Origin of the sequence: Wolbachia endosymbiont (group B) of Camptogramma bilineatum, from assembly GCF_947251825.1 — a bacterium.
GTDB lineage: Bacteria > Pseudomonadota > Alphaproteobacteria > Rickettsiales > Anaplasmataceae > Wolbachia.
Genome location: NZ_OX366391.1, coordinates 906414 through 926767, shown reverse-complemented (window position 1 = coordinate 926767; position 20354 = coordinate 906414). Strand labels below are relative to the sequence as shown.

Genomic DNA, 20354 nt, shown 5'->3' with positions numbered 1-20354 from the left:
TTCAGCGTATAATAAAATCACCATATAAAAAAGTTCGTATGGATTACGTGGTAGACCAACCCATCCCAAGAAAAACACTTCTCACCACCCTGAGTTTTAAGCGCTGGAAATGGTTGTGTTGTCTAGGTTTTTAATAAGATATATTACTAAATTAATATTGATTTACTTGCAGAAGAATTAAGGTAAGCTTGTGACAAAAATAGAATTTAAAAGAAAATAAAAGTCCATGTATTGAGCCTGTTATAAAAAATTATTCCAAATCTCTAAAAAATTTCCAGAGTGATAGTTGATAGTTTTTAAAAATGAAATACTATCAAATAGAATTATTAATTTCTATTACGTGAGAGGAGTTAAATTTGGGTTAGAAGAAAATTTGTCTAATAGGCCTTCCATTTAGATGTGACTATAAGTGTTTAGTTAATAATGAGTGCATCAAGGGTTTATATAGTTGTTTTATTATATCAAAAATAGTAAGAGGTGTTATTAAGAGTTATGTTTAGTATTTCAAGAGAAGATGTCAATTCAAGTAAAAGAGTTAAATTTGCGGAAACCATTAGTACAAAATGCAATAGACATCTTTTCTTAGAATTCTTCGATACAGAAAAAGGAAAAGCTATCTTTAATTCCTTTGTTAAGAATAACTGTACAAGTAGTATGTCTTGTATTCTTAATCCATTGAGAGGTAATGCTGTGAAAGTGCTTGAGGAGTTCCATGATAGGTTGTTTAATCTTCAGGGAGAACCAACACCAGAACTATGGAATATATTAAATCTGGGGATCACTCTAGCTAATCCAGCTCACATTCTGAGTCAAGCAGGAGCAAGCGCTCCAAGAGCATTCGAGGAACTTTACAACACTTTATTTGATAATCAAGGAAGAAATACACCAAAGCTAGAGCTCATGTTACATGCTGGGATAACTTCCAATAATATAAAAGATATTCTTGCTCAGACAAAAATGCGTGCTGCAGAAGTATTCAACGCATTTTATGATGTTTTGTTTTATGATAACGGAGATTACACACCATTGCTAAAAAATATACTAAATGGCAATATAAATGTGGGGAATATTGCCCATATTGTGTATAAAAAAGGGCCGTTGGCTGTGCAATCACTTCAAGGATTTATTGGTGTCCTATATGATGCTGAAGGAAATCCAACACCAAAGCTGCAGCACATGTTAAATAGCGGGTTAAATATCAATAATATAACTAAGGTGATGGGTGGAACAGGAGTAGAGGCTGTACGGACATTCCATAAATTACATGATGTTTTGTTTGATACTGAAGGAAATCCAACACCAAAACTGCAGCATATGTTAGGTGGCGAATTAAATGTCTCTAATGTAGCTCGAATACTAAATAAAGCAGGAACAAATATTGTAAGGCTATTTGATAGATTACATGATATGTTGTTTGATGCTGAAGGAAATCCAACACCAAAGCTGCAGCATTTTATAGATAGAGGGCTAACTATAAGTAATGTATTAACTATTATAAATGGATCAGTATTAAGAATTGAAGAAATATTCGATAATCTCCATAATGTTTTGTTTCCTGCACAAGGAAGTGGAAAAGCAGAGCTAGATCATTTTTTAAAATCAGGTTTCAATCTAGTTAGTTTATTCAATATTCTCAAAGCATCAAGAAAAAATTTTTTATTGACATTTAGAGAATTTCATGATGCTTTATTTGATGGTGAAGGAAATCCAAAACCAGAGCTGCAGCATTTTATAGATGAAGGGTTAGCTATTTCCTTTGTGTGCTCTATGATTGGAGTAGCAGAAAGTAAGCCTGTAGACGCATTCAAGAAATTGCATGATGTTTTGTTTTATGCTGAAGGAAATCCAAAACCAGAGCTGCAGCATTTTATAGATCAAGGTTTAACTATAAGTAATATTTCCAGCATGCTAGGTGGAGCAAGGGAGATTGCATGCCCATTCAAGGAATTGCATAATACTTTCTTTGATGCCGAAGGAAATCCAAAACCAGAGCTGCGGCACATGTTAGATAACGGGTTAAATATGTCTGGTGTATCCAGCATTATATCTGGGTCAAAAGCAAAGAGTGCATTGGTATTCAAGAAATTGCATGATGCTTTGTTTGATGCTGAAGGAAACCCAACACCAGAGCAACAGCATTTTATAGATCAAGGTATGGGTTTTAATTGCTTGTCTGGCATGCTAACTGGAGCGGGAGTAAACGCTGCAGAAGCATTTAGGAATTTGCATAGTGTTTTGTTTAATGATAAGGGAGAAGAGTCACTAGAGCTACAGCATTTTATAGATAGCGGGATAACTTTTTCCAATGTGTCCTCCGTGATTGGGGGAGTGGGACTAAAGGTTCAAGAAGTATTCAAGAAGTTTCATGATGCTTTATTTGATAATAGAGGTAAACCAAAGCCAGAGCTACAGCACATATTAGATCACAAGTTAAGGCTACCTAGCATATTTAGTATACTTTCCCAATCAAGAGCAAATGCTCCAGAAGCATTTAAGAAACTGCATGATGTTTTATTTGATGCTGAAGGAAATCCAACACCAGAGCTACAGCATTTTATAGATCAAGGTTTAACTATAAGTAATATTTCCGGCATGCTAAATTCATCAGGAAAAAAAGCTGCAGAAGTATTCAAGAGATTTCATGATGTTTTATTTGATGCTGAAGGAAACCCAACACCAGAGCTACAGCATATATTAGATAGCAGGATAAATTTATCTTCTGTGTCTTCTATTATTGGTAAAGCAGAAGGAAAGGCTCCAGAAGTATTCAAGAAGTTTCATGATGTTTTGTTTGATGCTGAAGGAAACCCACACCAGAGCTGCAGCATATATTAGATAGCGGGATAAGTTTATCTTCTGTGTCTTCTATTATTAGTAAAACAGGAGGAAAGGCTCCAGAAGTATTCAAGAAGTTTCATGATGTTTTGTTTGATGCTGAAGGAAACCCAACACCAAAGCTGCAGCATATACTGAAGCAAAACTTGAGTATGAGTAGTATATCCGTAGTGTTAAAGGGATCAGGAGTACATGGTCCAGAAAGGTTCAAGAAATTTCATGGGGCCTTGTTTGATGCTGAAGGAAACCCAACACCAGAGCTACAGCATATATTAGATAATGAGATGGATTTTTCCTCTTTCTGCAGTGGAATATCTGAGGCAAGGACTCCAGAAGCATTTAAGGCATTTCATGATGTTTTATTTGATGCTGAAGGAAACCCAACACCAGAGCTAAAGCGTATATTAGATAGCGGAATAAGTTTATCTTCTCTGTCTGGTATTATTAATGGGTCGGGAATAAGGGCTCCAGAAGCATTCAAGAAATTTCATGATGTTTTGTTTGATGATCAAGGAAAGCGAACACCAGAGCTACAGAATATACTAAGTAGCAAGTTGATTATTAGTAATCTCCTCAGCATATTAGCTGGATCGGGAATAAGGGCTCCAGAAGTATTCAAGAAGTTTCATGATGTTTTGTTTGATGCTGAAGGAAACCCAACACCAAAGCTACTTAGTGTATTATCTGGTAAGGTGAGTTTCTCCTACATATCCAGTGCGCTATCTCACTCAGGAGCGGAGGCTGTGAAGAAATTTAATAAATTTTATAATGCTTTGTTTGATATTAGAGGCAACCCAACACCAGAGCTACAGCATATGTTAGATTACAAAATAGATTTATCTTCTATATCCAACATCACAAATGGATCGAAAGAAAGGTCTTCAGAGATATTCAAGGCATTTCATGATGTTTTATTTGATGCTGAAGGAAACCCAACACCAGAGCTACAGCATATATTAAATAGTAAGATGGATTTTGGCAACATATCCTGCGTTCTTGCTCAGACGGGAGGAAAGGCTCCAGAAGTATTCAAGGCATTTCATGATGTTTTATTTGATGCTGAAGGAAACCCAACACCAGAGCTACAGCATATATTGGATAGCAGGATAAATTTATCTTCTCTGTCTGGTATTATTAATGGGTCAAAAGTAAACGCCCCAAAAGTATTCAAGGCATTTCATGATGTTTTGTTTGATGTTGAAGGAAACCCAACACCAGAGCTACAGCATATGTTAGGTAACAAGGTAAATTTTTCTACAGTATTCAGTATGATACCTGCTCGAACAGGAGAAGAAGCCCCAAAAGTATTCAAGGCATTGCATGATGTTTTGTTTGATGTTGAAGGAAACCCAACACCAGAGCTGCAGCATATATTAAATAGCGGAATTTCTCTGGCTAGTCTGTCTTCCATAATAAGAAAATCAGGAACAAAGGTTCCAGAGACATTCAAGGCATTTCATGATGTTTTATTTGATGCTGAAGGAAACCCAACACCAGAGCTGCAGCATACGTTTGATACGAAGATAACTTTTTCCTTCCTATCCGCCGTATTAATCTCTTCGGGAACAAGGGTTCTAGAGACATTTAAGGCATTTCATGATGTTTTATTTGATGCTGAAGGAAACCCAACACCAGAACTACAGCATATATTAGGTAGCAGGATAAATTTATCTTCTCTGTCTGCTATTATTGGTAAAGCAGGAACAAAGGCTCCAGAGGCATTTAAGAAATTGCATGATGTTTTATTTGATGCTGAAGGAAACCCAACACCAGAACTACAGCATACATTTGATAGCGGGATAAGAATGACCAGCATACTCTGTGTTCTAAATCAATCAGGAATAAATTATGCAAGAGCATTCAAGAAATTGCATGATGTTTTATTTGATGCTGAAGGAAACCCAACACCAGAGCTACAGCATATATTAAATAGTAAGATAGATTTTAGCAGCATATCCAGAGCGCTATCGGGGTCAGGAGTAAGGATTGGAGAAGCATTCAAGAAATTTCATGATGTTTTGTTCGATAATAGAGGTAAACCAAAGCCAGAGCTACAGCATATATTAGATAAAAAAATAAGTTTTGCTGAAGTGTGCAGTGTTTTATCTAAAACGGGAGTGGAAGCTGCAGAATGTTTTAAGGAATTATGTGGTTTTTGGTTTAGTCCTCAGGGAGAAAAAGTGAGCGATGATTATATAGCTTCTATCTTTAATCTTGAGATGATGGGAAACAATTCATTATTTAATTTTGGTAAAAATATTGCTTACATCTATAAAGTCTTATCAAGATGGCCGGTAGAGGTATTAAACAGTAGAAATGTCCAATACCTTGCTGGTAAGCTTATAGAAAATGGAAAAAAATTCTCCAAGGATTTTGAGTTTCGGGAGATTGTTTCTATCCTTAGCGGGCTAATAAGGTTATGTAAAATTAACCAGGAATTAGCTACTTCTTCTCATGTCACTTTTTATGCTAATGTTTACAGGATTTTTGTTTCTGATCTTCTAGATCAGGCTATTAAACTCGCTCCTGAAGAACATAATATAGAGCATATTATAAATATGACCTATATATTGTCTGCATTAGTTCATAACAATTTAGTAACAATAAAAAGTCAGCTATCTATATTAATTGATTCTTTAGTTGGATGCCTTAGTAATTGTGAGTTAGATAATATTTACTCTGATAAAAATTGGTTGCACATTTCCTCTATTGTAACTTGTTTGGATATACTTGTCAATCTTGTTGATCGAGAAAAAGAAACTTTTGTTGATAAGAGATTTACTAACAATATAGTAAACTTACTTTCTAATATTGATAGTCTTCAAAGCAATATTTCTGATTCTAGTAAGATATTGTTGGTATTAAGTAGAATATCAAGATCGACGAGAGAGAAAGTAGAAACAAATTTCTTAGTAAGGGCTATTGGTAAGGTACTAGATAAGCTGCAGTATATTCATCAATGTTCAGATCAGGATTTAGCATTAGAAATATACTCTAACATTGGTCAGTTATCAGATCGATTAAAGAATTTATTACATTTAAACTGGTTCTTAGACCATCTTTTGAGTAATATACCCTTAAGTAAAAAAGAGAAATTCTTAAAAAGTATAGGAAAAGATGGTCCTGTGGAAGTCTCGAAAGGCCATCATCTAATCACCGATAATATACTTATTGATGAAGATCGATCAGAGAAATATACTTTAACGCAATTTAAGGAAAAACTTAAGAAAGAAGGAAAAGTCAAGTACGAGGAGGGTATAGAGAATTATGTTCGGTATGATCACGGTGCGCTTGACTTCGATTATGAATTTAATATAGAGAAAAATCATTCTAAGATTATGATTGCAAAAATTGCCTACTTAGTAGAAAGAACGGTTTACGGGGTATTTTTAGCAACTAATGAAAGTATAGCGCCTAAAACTTTCCTAGGGACCTACGTAGGAACAGGGATGGAAGATGACAAGGAAATGAACCAGCATGTTCTGGAGCGCGATTCAACAGTATCAATTGTTTCAGAAAAAGGACGTAACTGGGCAAGTTACATGAATCTTGTATCAATAGGCAACTCCAATGTTAGTTGTATTTCAAAGAGGATAGCTAGGCATGCCCATCTTACCTTGAGTACAAATAGAGAAATTTTGCCTGGTCATCAACTGCTTTGTGATCATGTGCAAGATTTTTCTTTTAAATTAGGTTACACTCCCATTTATCCGCATTATACAGATAATCACGAGTCACCTGCGCAACGTTATAATAGAGAAAAAGATTTTTATTATGGTTGTGTTATTGATCTTGACAAGGAGATTACTAGAGATTTAGGATATCATGGTTCAAAGCATTTTGTGGTAACTAAATTATTTAAACAAATATATGATAAACATAATTTTCAACAAGAATATGTGTCAGGCAGTACAGTACTATCGTTAGAAGGATTATATGTTCCAATCTATGCAGTAACTTTCAGGGATAAGAAATGGTGCTTTGATAGATATGATAGGCAACAACAGATAACTTCCTTAATGTTCTCATGTTATTTAGGGCAGGAAGATACCATAAAACTGTTATTAGAAAAAAAAGATGATGTTACCCGTCAGTCATTGCATACTGGGAATAATGCATTGTTTTTTACAGTTTTAAGTAATAAAACTAATTCAGGAACAAAAAAAAGAATCCTTAGCCTCCTGATTAATCATCTGGAAAGAGCAGAGCAAGTAAATGGCAATAAGAAGAAGGTCATATCTTTCAGATCTAGAGTACTGTGTACTACTAACTCTTCTGGTTATAATCTATTTGATTACCTTATTAATAGAGGTGAGTATTCATTATATCAAGAATTGTATCGAAAACTCAATCCCGAATATCAGAGAAAAGTTGCAAGGAAGTTTATGATTGATAGAGGAGTATTCAGTATGGTATTGACCTTAGGTGAAGAGGAATATATTAAAATAATAAACCTATTGCTGAAGAATATTTCCATAAAATTTATAAAAGAACATTTTGAGAGTTTTGAAAGAAAAGAAATTAATTATAAGAAAGTACTTGAAAGGTTGTTAGTTAATAACAGAGATGAAAAATTGAACAACTTGAGAAAGCTTACAAATCTTAACAAATATATAAAGAAGAATATTGAGATATTATTAGGACAAGGTATCAAGGAATACTATCTTATCCAAGCTCAGAAGAGCAGGATATAAGAACGGATCCAGAAGATACACCTCCAGAAGATACACCTCCAGAAGATACACCTCAAGAAGATACACCTCAAGAAGATACACCTCAAGAAAGGCAGGATATAAGACTGGATACAGAACATATTTTAGAAGGGCAAGTTGTAGATCTACTAAAGAATATGGAGAAAGTCCAGGATGAAGCTATTAAGTACTGGAAAGATAAAAAAGGTCAAAGAGAGTCTCAAGTTATTGCTTATCTAAGAACAACCCAGTTAAGTGAGATAAGTTTAAGCTATACGTTAAAAACAAGTTCTTATCGTAAAATAAATCTGCTAAACAAACAAATAGTATTACAGATTCTTTTATGGTCTGTATTGAAAAATAAGGATACGAGTGGATTGCAGGAAGTGTTGTCTCAAGCCTCAGGATTAGGTTTGGATCAAGTAATCCTTTCTAGTTTTGAGTGCTATTCGATTCGGTTGGCTATCGATTATGCTGATCATGAGGCCATAAGTTTGATATTAGATAAAGTGGATAGCCCTTCTCGTCGACAGATGATGGAAAGTGGTATCTTATACTCCTTAGTTTTAGATGAGAGTAGTAATAATTTTGCTACTCTAGACTTTCTACTAGAGAAAGCAAATAACTACTACCGAGATGATCAACATTTTCTGATTCAAGCTATTAAAGCTACTATTTACTCGCATGAGAAACCTTACGAAGGAAGAAGATGGAATGGCAGATCGGCTTTTAATTTTTTAATTGAAAAGACCACTAGTGATTTGAGGAAAGTTATATTTCAATCTATCCCTGATTCTTATCAAAGCGTTTTACAATGCCTATATAATCCGAATATAAGACCGGGTCCAGAACATACTCCAGAAGAGCTGAATATAAGACCGGGTCCAGAACATACTCCAGAAGAGCTGAATATAAGACCGGGTCCAGAACATACTCCAGAAGATACACCTCCAGAAGATACACCTCAAAAAAGGCAGGATATAAGACTGGATACAGAACATATTTTAGAAGGGCAAGTTGTAGATCTACTAAAGAATATGGAGAAAGTCCAGGATGAAGCTATTAAGTACTGGAAAGATAAAAAAGGTCAAAGAGAGTCTCAAGTTATTGCTTATCTAAGAACAGCCCAGTTAAGTGAGATAAGTTTAAGCCATACGTTAGAAACAAGTTCTTATCGTAAAATAAATCTGCTAAACAAACAAATAGTATTACAGATTCTTTTATGGTCTGTATTGAAAAATAAGGATACGAGTGGATTGCAGGAAGTGTTGTCTCAAGCCTCAGGATTAGGTTTGGATCAAGTAATCCTTTCTAGTTTTGAGTGCTATTCGATTCGGTTGGCTATCGATTATGCTGATCATGAGGCCATAAGTTTGATATTAGATAAAGTGGATAGCCCTTCTCGTCGACAGATGATGGAAAGTGGTATCTTATACTCCTTAGTTTTAGATGAGAGTAGTAATAATTTTGCTACTCTAGACTTTCTACTAGAGAAAGCAAATAACTACTACCGAGATGATCAACATTTTCTGATTCAAGCTATTAAAGCTACTATTTACTCGCATGAGAAACCTTACGAAGGAAGAAGATGGAATGGCAGATCGGCTTTTAATTTTTTAATTGAAAAGACCACTAGTGATTTGAGGAAAGTTATATTTCAATCTATCCCTGATTCTTATCAAAGCGTTTTACAATGCCTATATAATCCGAATATAAGACCGGGTCCAGAACATACTCCAGAAGAGCTGAATATAAGACCGGGTCCAGAACATACTCCAGAAGAGCTGAATATAAGACCGGGTCCAGAACATACTCCAGAAGAGCTGAATATAAGACCGGGTCCAGAACATACTCCAGAAGAGCTGAATATAAGACCGGGTCCAGAACATACTCCAGAAGAGCTGAATATAAGACCGGGTCCAGAACATACTCCAGAAGAGCAGGATGTAGATAGAGGATTACTGGCTAAACATTTTCCTGATGAACAAAAAGATGAACAAAAAGATGAACAAAAATTTAAAAAGTTATTACATGTAATGAGACCTTCTGATCCATCAAGCCTTTTACATCAGCCATTAGCTCAGAGGAGAATAGGAAGAGAGAGTAATATTTTGGAAAAGTGATTTTTATGAACTGCTAAACCTCTAAATAAGTTTTAAGAGGTACCAACTTTGTTCACTTTTTTATACGTTATTTCTCAATGCTTAACTGTTTTTAATCCACAAGTCAAGTTATACCTGCTTAGCAGAGTGGTAAAACAGGTAGACAAGATAAACTAAAAATAATCATAGGATAACCGTTAGGTAAGTAATCACAGTTGTGGGTAATCCTCCATGTAATAAAACTTAGAACCTGTTCATAATCTTTTCAGAAGCAAAGAAGCGAAAGCTAGAACGACCATTTATCGTCTAACGTTGAGTTTTTGTTCACAATTTTCTATAGCCTTCTACATTTTTCTAACCAAGCAAAAGATCTTCTAGTACCAGTTATAAATTAGCATAGCCCTTCTAATTAATAATAGAAACATGATAAACAGGGATTTAGGGTAACGAGAAGATAAAAGTGTCAGCAGCACACAGCTATGACTTAAGGAAAAAAGCCATTCAAGCGTTGAGTGAAGGAGAGAGTAAAACAGCAGTAGCAAAAAGGTTCAAAATTGGTAGAGTATAGCCCTTTTTACAATAGTCCGAACAGACTATAATACGCTACTGGTCTATATTTGGAGTATTATAAGAAGGGCTATAACATTGTACAAATGGGAGAAAAGGAGGAAAGAAACAGGAGATTTTCAATCGAAGAAATTGGAGAATAGGTGCTATAATCATAAAATTCACGACCGGGATGCGTTTGCAGAATTTGTGAAAAATATAATGCACCCCATAAACTAGACCAAAAAAAATGGTTGATCCGAGTAGGAAGGTAAAGGGGTAAAAGTATGGCAACAAAAAAATATGAACCAGAGTTAAAAGCAAAGATAGCTTTGGAAGCAATAAAAAATCAAAAAAGCACAGCTGAGATATGTAGTGAATATAAAATACCATCAACAAATCTATATGATTGGCGTGATAGAGTATTGGCAAGGTTAAAAGACCTATTTGTTGAAGAAAGTGAAAGTGCGAGAAAACAAAGAATCTTAGCGCAAGAAATAGAAAGTTTACATAAAGTAATAGGAGAATTGACAGTGGAAAATAGCTATTTGAAAAAAAAATTACTGAAATAAGCAAAAAAGATAGAGTAAGGTTTATAGAAAAAGATTCTGATCTGTCAATTAGGAAACAGGCTGATTTATTGGGGATTTGCAGATCTAGCCTATATTATAGGCCTATAATTAATAACGAAAGTGAAGTAGCAAATTTGATTCAAGAAGTATATTTGGCTTCTGATTGCCGTTATGGATATCGTAAAATTACTGCTGAAATCATAGCGAGTGGAGTAGTAGTCAATCACAAAAAAATCTTAAGAATTATGAAAAAAAATGAAGATTAGTGGGCTGTATTGTAGAAAAAGATGTAATACAAGTATTAAAGAAAAAAAGCATAAAATATATCCTTATTTACTCAAAGATTTGATTATTTGTAGAATTAATCAGGTATGGGCTACTGATATAACATATATTATGGTAAAAGGTAAGTTTATCTATTTTGTGGCAATAATGGACTTGTATAGTCGCTATATTATTGCTCATTCATTATCACCATATCTCGATGCTGGATTTTGCCTTTATACTCTCAAAGAATCTCTAAAACAAGGTAAACCTGAGATTTTTAATAGTGATCAGGGGGTGCAGTTTACTAGCTACAACTTTATTATGGAATTAGAGCGTGCTAATATTAAAATCAGTATGGACCATAAAGGACGTTGCTTCGACAATATATTTGTTGGGCGCTTATGGAGAACTTTAAAGCAAGAAGCTATATATTATTATAGACCAAATAGTATCAGAGATTTAAATCTTATAATAAATGATTTTGTTGCTTGGTATAACTATAGAAGGCGACATCAGATTCTACATTATAAAGTTCCTGCTGATCTTTATTATCATAAACAGTAAATGAATATATTGATAAATACTTTAAATTTGTGTCGACGTATTTATCAATATATTCATTTTAAAAATCGGATCACTTTGAAAAAAATGGTCTAGACAAATGGGTGCATTATAAAAGTACGGTGGTAAAACACAATCAGAGGTAGCCAAATTCTGGGGCAATATAAGTCGTCAAACGATTCATAGAGCTCTGAAAAATTGGATTGACACGCAAAAAAAGAAGACTTATGGATACGAAAAAAGGAGCGAAGAAAAACGAGCTGAATTTTTGAAAATTATATCGGCAGAATCTCCTAAAGATCTGTTATATATTGATGAATCTGGTATAGACAAAATAGAGAACTATTCGTACGGATTAAAAGTGTGTGATTCATAGAGGTTATTGCAACTAATTTGTCAGATCAAGTCTGAACTTGAAATACTTGTTAAGAGGTTTTGTATTTTTGAAGTGGGGGATGTTCAAAAAAATGTGTCAAACCGAATTTTTAATTCAACTCAATCTTTAACCTACTAGGGAAAAAAATATCGAGTTGAGATATAGATAATGCCCAATCATGTACAGGCATCGTCCATTTCTCCTCCACCTTTCTCATAGCACAATATACCAGCTTGTACAAGGCATTTATGCTGCTGAATGCGCCTTTGGTCTTGGTAAATTTCCTAATTTGCCTGTGTAGCCCCTCGATGGGATTAGTGGTATAAATTAGCCTTCTAACAGGACCTGAATACTTGAAGTAACCAGATAAACTTTCCCAATTGTTCTGCCAAGATTTCACAACTAATGGATACTTTTCGCCCCATTTTTCCTCCAGCTCAAGCAAATAATTTTCTGCAATTTCTTTACTTGTAGCGCGGTATATTTTTTTCAAATCATTCATGAAAACTTTTACATCTTTGCTTGATACGTATTTCAGAGAGTTCCGTATTTGATGCACTACACATAGCTGTACTTCCACATTAGGAAATACGCTATTTATAGCTGCAGGAAAGCTTTTTAGGCCATCGACACAAGCTATCAAAATGTCTTCTATTCCTCTCTCTTTCAAGTCATTTAATACGCCTAACCAGAAGCTAGCTCCCTCGCTTTCTGCTAAGTAAAAACCCAGTACTTCTTTTCTGCCATTTTGGTCTATTCCTAATATGTTATACATGCACTTACTTACACAGCGACCGTCTTTTTTGACCTTAAAAAACCATAAATACTATTGGATACACTGATTGCAGTGGACGGCTACGTCATTCATTGATTATAGGTAGTAATTTATCTGTAATTCCAGATATCTCTGCTGCAGATATTTTATGGTCATAAATTTCTTCCACATATGATGCTATATCTCTGTATCCCACACCACTTGCAAACATGTTCAAGACCTTTGTTTTAAGTTCTGGATGTAGGCTTGTTTGCCTTTTTTTCACTATCTGTGGTTCAAAACTTCCCTCTCTGTCTCTTGGTGTCAATAGTTCAAATGAACCTGCACTTGTTTTTAAAGTTTTTCCATTCCTTCCGTTTCTACGATTGTTTTCTTCGCTTTCAGTAGATAAATGATGTTCTATTTCACCCTCCAAGCTTGCTTCAAGTAGCCTTTTTACAAATGGCGTTAATGCACCATCTTTTCCCATTAATGGTCTACCTTCTCGTATAGATGACAAGATATTTGTTTCTAATTCTTTATAATCTACCAAACCAGTAGTTCTATCTGCTATTCTTTGACTCATGTCAAACCTCCATTTTTATCTCAATTATATTTTACTTCTCGGTTTGACACACTTTTTTTAACATCCCCTTGAAGTGACTTTAACTCTTGGTCATGTTTGTAATTTTGCATGACAAACGTTTCTTTTGATGAAATATAATTTTTTTGTATTTCACTTAGACAAGGAATTGTTTTTTCCAGTTCTTTATATTTTTCCCAAGGAGTCTTTCCCTGAAGAGAGCTATGAGGACGTTGTTTATTATAATATTCTTCCCAATCCCTAAGCTTGACTTGCAGTTCATGATCCTTAATGTTAACGCTACTATAAAATTCATCTAAATCTGTACGCTGCGCTCTTTCTACTTTACCATTTAAATGTGGTGAAAACGGCTTAATTGGACGGAATTTTATTTTCCATTCTTTTAGACACTCTTGCACTTCGTAAGCAAAAAATTCTTGTCCTCTATCGGTTTGAATCCTTTGACAATAAAATGGAGCCCTTTCCCTTAATTGTTTTAAGAAATCCAGAGTATTTTTTGAAGTACGCCTTGAGTATAATGCGATAACTTTATAACACGTACAATCATCTATAGCAGTATATTGATAAAGCCCCGAGGATATTTTGCAAACATCCATTTGTACACGCTACCCTGGCACTTTGCAGTTATAACGCTTAATCTGCTTGCGATAGTGGCGTTTAATACGTAAAAGACTTACATCGTGTTTCTTCAAAACTTTGTGTATAGTAGCCAATGCAAAAGAGATATCATGTAAACGCTTCAATTCAGCTTGAATACGTCTTGCTCCTAATTTTCTAGCTTTTCTCAGATGAAGAATGAGCTGCTCATTTGACTCGTTGATTTTTTGTAAGGGTAAAGTTTTAGGCCTGCTACTAAGGTTTGACAATCCCTGTGCACCTAGCTTTTCATAACGTTTGTACCATTTTCGTAAGGTAAAGCGTGAAATGTTATAGTGTTGACACACTTTGCCTGCATGACCTAATTTTTTGTATAATTCTATCCAATTCAAACGCAACTTAACTTTGGTATCCATTTACTGATTGCCTCTTGTTGATGAATTTATTCATATTATTGTAATAAGGTATTTAAACTATCACAAGTCAAAGTTTTTATTTTATCTTACATTTTTGCTGTAATAACCTCTATGAATCACACAACATGCTCCAGTTGATATTTCACTACATAAGGCTTGATTTCCGGAAGATCAGCTTTTAGTGAATGTACGGTTTCTTGTATATTGCGATCTCCCCTCCGCATTCGCAAGTAGATGACAACTTTACTTTTATCACCTCATCTGCATTCATTTTGGCACGAAAACTTCCTTTATGACCAACCTGACCACCGACGTTTCTGTCGCTCTTTGGCTTGTCCTTTTTTATTTTGTCAACTCTCTAGAGCTCGGTAGAGATGAATTTTTCGAGTTTACTTTCCTTTAATTCAGAGTTCTTTATCTTTAAAGCCTTTAAATTTTCATTCTCTCTTTCCAGCCTTTCTATTTTTTGCTCTAAATTCTTGCAAAGTTCTAAAAGGTTTACCACAGTACCTCATTTTGCTCTATGGTTATCTTTTTAGATTACCTTATCTACCTTATTCTGCCACTCTCCTGAGAGGATATTTTAAACAGTTTATTAGACTCTTAATTAGGGGGGTATATCTAGCTTAGAAAAGATTTTCATAAATGTTGAAGTGAATAAGTAGGGATATTATGTTTTTTTCTTAAGTTGCAAAATTTTAGAATGAGAGAGACCAGTAATTTGAGCTATAACATCTATAGAGACACCAGCCTTGAGTGAGTTTTTTGCGACTTCAATTTCCCTTTCTTTTCTGCCTTTTTCATGACCGATTAGGATGCCTTCTAGTCTACCTTCTAGTCTACCTTCATGTTTATCATCATCGAGTTTTTGAGCAAGGACAGCCTGTTCATCATGAATACGTTTTATTTCCTGTTCATAAGCAATAAATTCTTTTTCTGACCAGTTGAACCTATTTAGCTCTTCATATGCTCTTTTAATTATTAGATCACTTCCTATTATTCTCTCTAGCTCTTCTTCACTAGTTTTATCTGCATATCTAAAGAAGTGGATCCATTTCTCAACAATACTTGAAAGCTGATCTTCTTTGGTTTTTGGAAATTTAGGCAACTCAATAAATATAAAGTAAAAATCTTTTAAATCATGTTCATTAGTATTTTCATCACGAATAGTGTGCTTTGATTTGTACTCAGACTTATCAGGAAACAGTATACAATCTGCTATAGCAATAAAGATAATTTCCTTAAGGTCATGGTATTGATCACTCTTACTAGCTTGTCTTGAGTAAGTCTTAGCAGCATAGTATTGTGCACGTTTTTCAAAGCCCTTAGTTTTAGCGACCTGGTCAGGTAAGGAAGCAGTATTACTACTACCCCCTCCCTTAGAAACGCAGCATGCAGGTTTCCCCACACTACGCTTGAGCCCCTTATCTAAGTTCTTCTTTTCTAGAACCGGCTTGTCCTTCATGATTCCTCAGGAAACATCATTCTTAATGGTGACACCAACAGTAGAGAACCTTCTCTTGAGAAAGAGCTTGCTAACATTCTTGTTCGTTTCACTCTCTCATCAAAATACTTTTTCCATTTTAAGTCAAGGGGATTTGCATCCGCTCTGATTTTAACATGTCGTCTGATAGGTATATCAATCAGCTTAAGCAGTCTTAAATACCGTATCTCTTTTGGTTTGTTCTTGCATAGGGGTGCAGCAAAGACCCATTGTCGTTGACCCATTACTTTGAAGTAACGATTCTTTATCCAACGTAATCCTTTACGAGGATGTCTTTTCTTTGCCCATTTCCATAAACTATGCCAAATTTCATTATCGATCTTTCTAAACGCTTTTTTAGCACACACATGGTGATAGTAATTTCCCCATCCTCTCAGTAGAGAGTTGAGTGACTTAATTACTATAGCCTGAGTGTTCGCTATATTTGCTTTTATCAATGTACGTGCTTTATTAAGAAGTCTTTTAATACTTTCTTTCGAAGGTTTAATAATTAACTTCTTATTATATCTACGTACATTACAACCAAGAAAGTCAAACCCTGTTGTGATAGATGTAATCTTTGTCTTCTCTTCTGACAGAATTAAACCTCGCTCATGAAGAAAAGATGATACTAAAGGCTTAACTTCCTTTTCCAGTACTTCATGTGTGAAACCTGAAATAATAAAGTCGTCTGCGTACCTGATTACATTCACTCCACTTCTGATTTTTCCTCTTCTTTTGCTACCTAATTTACCAAAGCGACTTTCTAATAACTGTTCAAGACCATCTAAGGTAAAGTTAGCTAGTATTGGAGAACTTACCCCGCCAACAATGTTGCAAATTTTTCTTTTCTTCTCGATTATTTCCAGGAGAGTTTGGTAGCTCTTTTACACGAAATACCACATTTACGTCCTCAAGGTTAATTTTAATTCTCTTGACTAACGTTCTAATAATATCACGTTTAGTTAGCCAGTCTGCGTTATCAAGGTTTGATGTAATATTGGAAGAAAAGTCTTCTAAATTGGTTACAACCAAAGTTAATTCCTGTTTTAATTTCTTTTGATCGAATATCCTTTTCTTCTCCTCTTCAATTGTTTTTGAAACTTTGTTTCATTGCTTTAATTCGTGGTTCAAATTCTTCTTGATTAATATATTCTTGAGCATGACTATCAATAAGTCTAGCAATACCACGTTTTAATTTATTTTCTTGTTTCTCTAGTAAATCGCTTTTTTGATCCCATGATGATTTTTTAAGCTCTGAAAGTCTACGCCTGTATTCTTCTAAAACCCTGTTTGGATTTTTCAATAAATGCTTAACCTCTTCCCACACGGCTGTTTCTAATGCATCTGTACGAATGTGTTTATTATCACAAATTTTATTACCACCAAAACGGTAAGAATCTCTACCAATACAACGATAATAAGCATAATGATCAATTTTTCTCCTCGCTTATTTCTTACAGGACTTCCGTAATATGCATAACGACAACGCTTACATACGATTAAACCTTGTAGTAAATGTTTTGCTCCTCTTTCTCTTGTCCTTGCTATTTTTCTATTCTCAGCTAATTGTTCTTGAACTATATCAAATACATCTTCGTCCACTATATTTGGCACTTTAACATAAATCCAATTTGCTTTTTTAACAGAATAGGTAGAGTAATTATCTTTCGGTTGTTCACAAGAATGTTTCTGTGGTCTGATATGTTGTAACTTTATACCTACTTTTGTTTTACCAAAAGCCGCTTGTCCTTTGTAAGCAGGATTTTTTAACATACCCCAAATCACACTTCTATCCCAGCACTTTTTTCCTGTTCGTGTTATAATAGACATAGTGTTTAGCCGACGACACACTTCCCCAATACTTGTCCTTTCTCTTCCTATCCACAAAAATACTTTCCTAACAACATTAGCTTCTTCTTCGTTTATTTCAAATAAAGCTTGTCCTCCTCCCATATATTTATCTATATAACGATAACCATAAGGAGCTCCTCCCATTACGCTTACACAACCTTTATTAGCTGCATAAATCTTTCCGCGACGACTTCGTTCCATAATTTTCGCTCGTTCATATTCTGCTATCATACCTTGCATTTGTAACAGCAATTGAGATTCTGGATTATCGTTAATCTCATAATTTAAGAAAACCGTTTCTGCTCCTGCTTTCTCAAATTCTTCAAGTAATACCATTTGATATGCATATTTTCTAGATAAGCGATCAGCTGAATGAATGTAAATTCTATCAATTTTACCTTCTGTTACTTTATCACGTAACTTTTCTAGATCAGGACGGACTAGATTAGATCCACTGTAGCCATTATCAATAAATTTATACTCACTTAATAATTTGTATCCATCCGTACTAATTTGCTTCTCTAAAGCTGCAACTTGACTTGCTATTGTATTTTCTTGTGCTTGTTTCCCCGAAGAAACTCTTGCATATAAACTCACTGTTACCATTTGATCCTCCTTGAATCCCATTTTTATGTTTTAAATTTTTTTGGCTTACTTGCTTTGACACGGCTTTTTCATAAGCATCTAACAAATACTTTTCTGCCAACCGGTTAGTTTCATAGCTACAGCTAATCCGTATAGCTAATCTCTTATTTCCCATGAACTTTCCTTGAAATAATATGTTCATATCATTCATTGAAACTGATGGTTAATTGATTGTTGGCACTATAAATAAATGGCACTCTTGTTTTTGGACATAGAAGTTTTCGAGAAATGCTTTTCTCTAATTTTACGTTTTTTGCAACATTGTTGGCGGGGTGATTATACTTCCTTGCGGAGTGCCAGCAGTTGTGGGATACAGAGTTTTCGATTCTAGGAAACCAGCTTTTAACCATCTATGAAGAATTTTCTTTTCCATAGGAATATGCTTCATAAGCCATTCATGGTTAATGTTGTCAAAGCACCCTTTGATATCACCTTCTAGTATCCATTGTGGTCGATTGCGTCTTGCCAGTAATAAGTGACAAGCAGCAATAGCATCCGCGCAGGATCTTTTAGGTCTAAAGCCATAGGAGTGACGATCACTGATCGTTTCAGCTATCGGTTCCAGAGCAAACAGATATAATGCTTGCATCGCTCTATCTTTTATCGTGGGTATACCAAGAGGCCTTCTTTTGCCATTAGATTTACTGATATAAATTCGTTTGAGCGGAGAAGGTTTATATCCTCTTTGTTTTAACAGCTTTATTCCTTGAAATTTAGCATTGCAAGTTGACCATAGTTGACGATCTACACCTGCTGTGGTTTTTCCTTGGTTTTCAGTTACTCTCTTAACAGCCAAAGCTTTTCCGCTAAAAGAGCGTGTGAGAAGATGTTGTAAAGCTTTTACCTTACCCCATCTTCCTTCTTGGACAGCCTTAACAATACGTCTTTGTAGCCTCACAATAACTTTCTGGCATTTCTTCCATGGCAATTGCTTCCATGCTTCAAATCTTTCGGTAGATGCACTTACAGGTTTACTTGTAATCATCTGCTTTCCTACCTTAAGTGGTTAACAAAGTTTCTTGTCACGAGGGACCAAATGGAAGTCTGCTCGTTTTCACGCGAATTAATGTTACAAATTCTATCCATTTCGTTACAAAATGGCATTCGCTTTCTCCATTCTCCTTTACCTGCACTTCCATCAGCATTCCTTGCGGTTTGCTTGCCATGTAGGCGAAAATACAGGCTTACCCTGTTTCTCCAGTCATACAACAGTGGGTTAGGTGGCTTCTCTATACCGGTGATTTGCGTACATCCAGAAATGAAAAATGTCACATTACCTTTTGGTCAGAGCTTATCAGCATCTTTAGCTCTTTCATCGTATCGGTACTTATAAAGCTTCACTTACGTTCACCATACCACTAGCCTAGCCCTCCAACCACATGATGCTTGCAGTTTATGCCCCTCTCACGATTGAGCATCTTCTTTTTTAAGAGGAGGTTCATTGTCCGCATCGCTTGGCACCAACCGGTTGCCCGATTCGCACTGATGCGTAGACTCAGACGGCAAAACATCTGGTTTAATAAGTTTTAGAATCCTTTCAGTTTCTTTCTGAATGAATTCCTCTCCTTTTAAACAATATGACCGAAGACTTTCAGGTCGCACCATCTCGCAAACGTACTGAACACCTGAAGAATCTCTACAGAGGACATCAACAATACTTTGTTTTTTAGAGGCAATATCAGGGTCTTGAATAGTACTTAAGAACTCTATATCCTGTATTGCGTTTTTGCCAGTAAAGCCCAGAATATCGTTGAGAAAGTGAATGAGGATGTCTTTATTCTTTTCAGTACCAAAGATACGGCGAAATGCGACATCATTCTTCGGGTCGAGAAACTTTGAAAGAGCCATAGCAAGAGTACGTAAAAAGCATTGATAATTATACACAATTGTGAAGAAATATACAACGTTTTTATACTAAAGCCTATTAAAGTTAGCAAAATTTCAAGAGTTGGGAAAAATTATCTTCATAGATAACCCTAGTATGCACCTTAGACGCCCTTTTGTAGATCTTTTTATCAACTCTTCTATAAGATATATTCAAATGCCAAAAA

Annotated in this window: 10 protein-coding genes and 7 pseudogenes; 6 read left to right on the top strand and 11 right to left on the bottom strand. The window is 35.1% G+C overall.

Annotated features, from left to right (window positions below):
• Nucleotides 1–492: 492 nt before the first annotated feature.
• From OPR44_RS04735 to OPR44_RS04710, 6 genes and pseudogenes are all read left to right on the top strand, one after another.
• Complete coding sequence (locus OPR44_RS04735) at nt 493–2835, top strand: hypothetical protein (protein WP_265014549.1); 2343 nt, start codon at nt 493–495, stop codon at nt 2833–2835.
• 23 nt (nt 2836–2858) lie between these two features.
• A complete protein-coding gene (locus OPR44_RS04730) occupies nt 2859–7529 on the top strand; it encodes an ankyrin repeat domain-containing protein (protein WP_265014548.1) in 4671 nt (1556 codons plus the stop codon).
• A gap of 155 nt (nt 7530–7684) precedes the next feature.
• Nucleotides 7685–9649, top strand: coding sequence for a hypothetical protein (locus OPR44_RS04725; protein WP_265014547.1), 1965 nt, complete (start codon nt 7685–7687; stop codon nt 9647–9649).
• Between the two features lie 439 nt (nt 9650–10088).
• Nucleotides 10089–10390, top strand: a pseudogene (locus OPR44_RS04720) (hypothetical protein); the annotation flags it as partial.
• Nucleotides 10391–10461: 71 nt separating this feature from the next.
• A pseudogene (locus OPR44_RS04715) lies at nt 10462–11577 on the top strand (IS3 family transposase).
• A gap of 112 nt (nt 11578–11689) precedes the next feature.
• A pseudogene (locus OPR44_RS04710) lies at nt 11690–11929 on the top strand (IS630-like element ISWpi11 family transposase); the annotation flags it as partial.
• A 130-nt stretch (nt 11930–12059) separates the two neighbouring features.
• Here the strand turns inward: OPR44_RS04710 and OPR44_RS04705 are convergent.
• The 11 genes and pseudogenes from OPR44_RS04705 to OPR44_RS08680 all read right to left on the bottom strand — a co-directional run.
• Nucleotides 12060–13290, bottom strand: a pseudogene (locus OPR44_RS04705) (IS256 family transposase).
• Nucleotides 13291–13310: 20 nt separating this feature from the next.
• A pseudogene (locus tag OPR44_RS04700) lies at nt 13311–14321 on the bottom strand (IS481 family transposase).
• Between the two features lie 125 nt (nt 14322–14446).
• Nucleotides 14447–14826: pseudogene (locus OPR44_RS04695) on the bottom strand (IS66 family transposase); the annotation flags it as partial.
• 165 nt (nt 14827–14991) lie between these two features.
• Nucleotides 14992–15786 (bottom strand): Rpn family recombination-promoting nuclease/putative transposase, encoded by a 795-nt coding sequence (locus tag OPR44_RS04690; RefSeq protein ID WP_265014546.1) that lies wholly within the window; start codon nt 15784–15786, stop codon nt 14992–14994.
• Nucleotides 15783–16613, bottom strand: coding sequence for a group II intron maturase-specific domain-containing protein (locus OPR44_RS04685; RefSeq protein WP_265015449.1), 831 nt, complete (start codon nt 16611–16613; stop codon nt 15783–15785). Before OPR44_RS04685 ends, OPR44_RS04690 begins: the two co-directional genes overlap by 4 nt.
• Nucleotides 16603–16839 (bottom strand): hypothetical protein, encoded by a 237-nt coding sequence (locus OPR44_RS04680; protein WP_265014545.1) that lies wholly within the window; start codon nt 16837–16839, stop codon nt 16603–16605. Before OPR44_RS04680 ends, OPR44_RS04685 begins: the two co-directional genes overlap by 11 nt.
• 52 nt (nt 16840–16891) lie before the next feature.
• Nucleotides 16892–17215 (bottom strand): hypothetical protein, encoded by a 324-nt coding sequence (locus OPR44_RS04675; RefSeq protein ID WP_265015448.1) that lies wholly within the window; start codon nt 17213–17215, stop codon nt 16892–16894.
• Entirely contained in the window at nt 17143–18285 is a 1143-nt protein-coding gene (locus OPR44_RS04670; RefSeq protein ID WP_265014544.1) for a recombinase family protein, read from the bottom strand. The genes OPR44_RS04675 and OPR44_RS04670 overlap by 73 nt, the downstream gene beginning before the upstream one ends.
• Before the next feature lie 262 nt (nt 18286–18547).
• Entirely contained in the window at nt 18548–19288 is a 741-nt protein-coding gene (locus OPR44_RS04665) for a reverse transcriptase N-terminal domain-containing protein (protein ID WP_265014543.1), read from the bottom strand.
• Nucleotides 19289–19296: 8 nt separating this feature from the next.
• Nucleotides 19297–19575: a hypothetical protein gene (locus OPR44_RS04660; protein WP_265014542.1), complete on the bottom strand. Its 279-nt coding sequence runs from the start codon at nt 19573–19575 to the stop codon at nt 19297–19299.
• A 330-nt stretch (nt 19576–19905) separates the two neighbouring features.
• Nucleotides 19906–20151, bottom strand: a pseudogene (locus tag OPR44_RS08680) (PD-(D/E)XK nuclease family transposase); the annotation flags it as partial.
• Nucleotides 20152–20354: the final 203 nt, after the last annotated feature.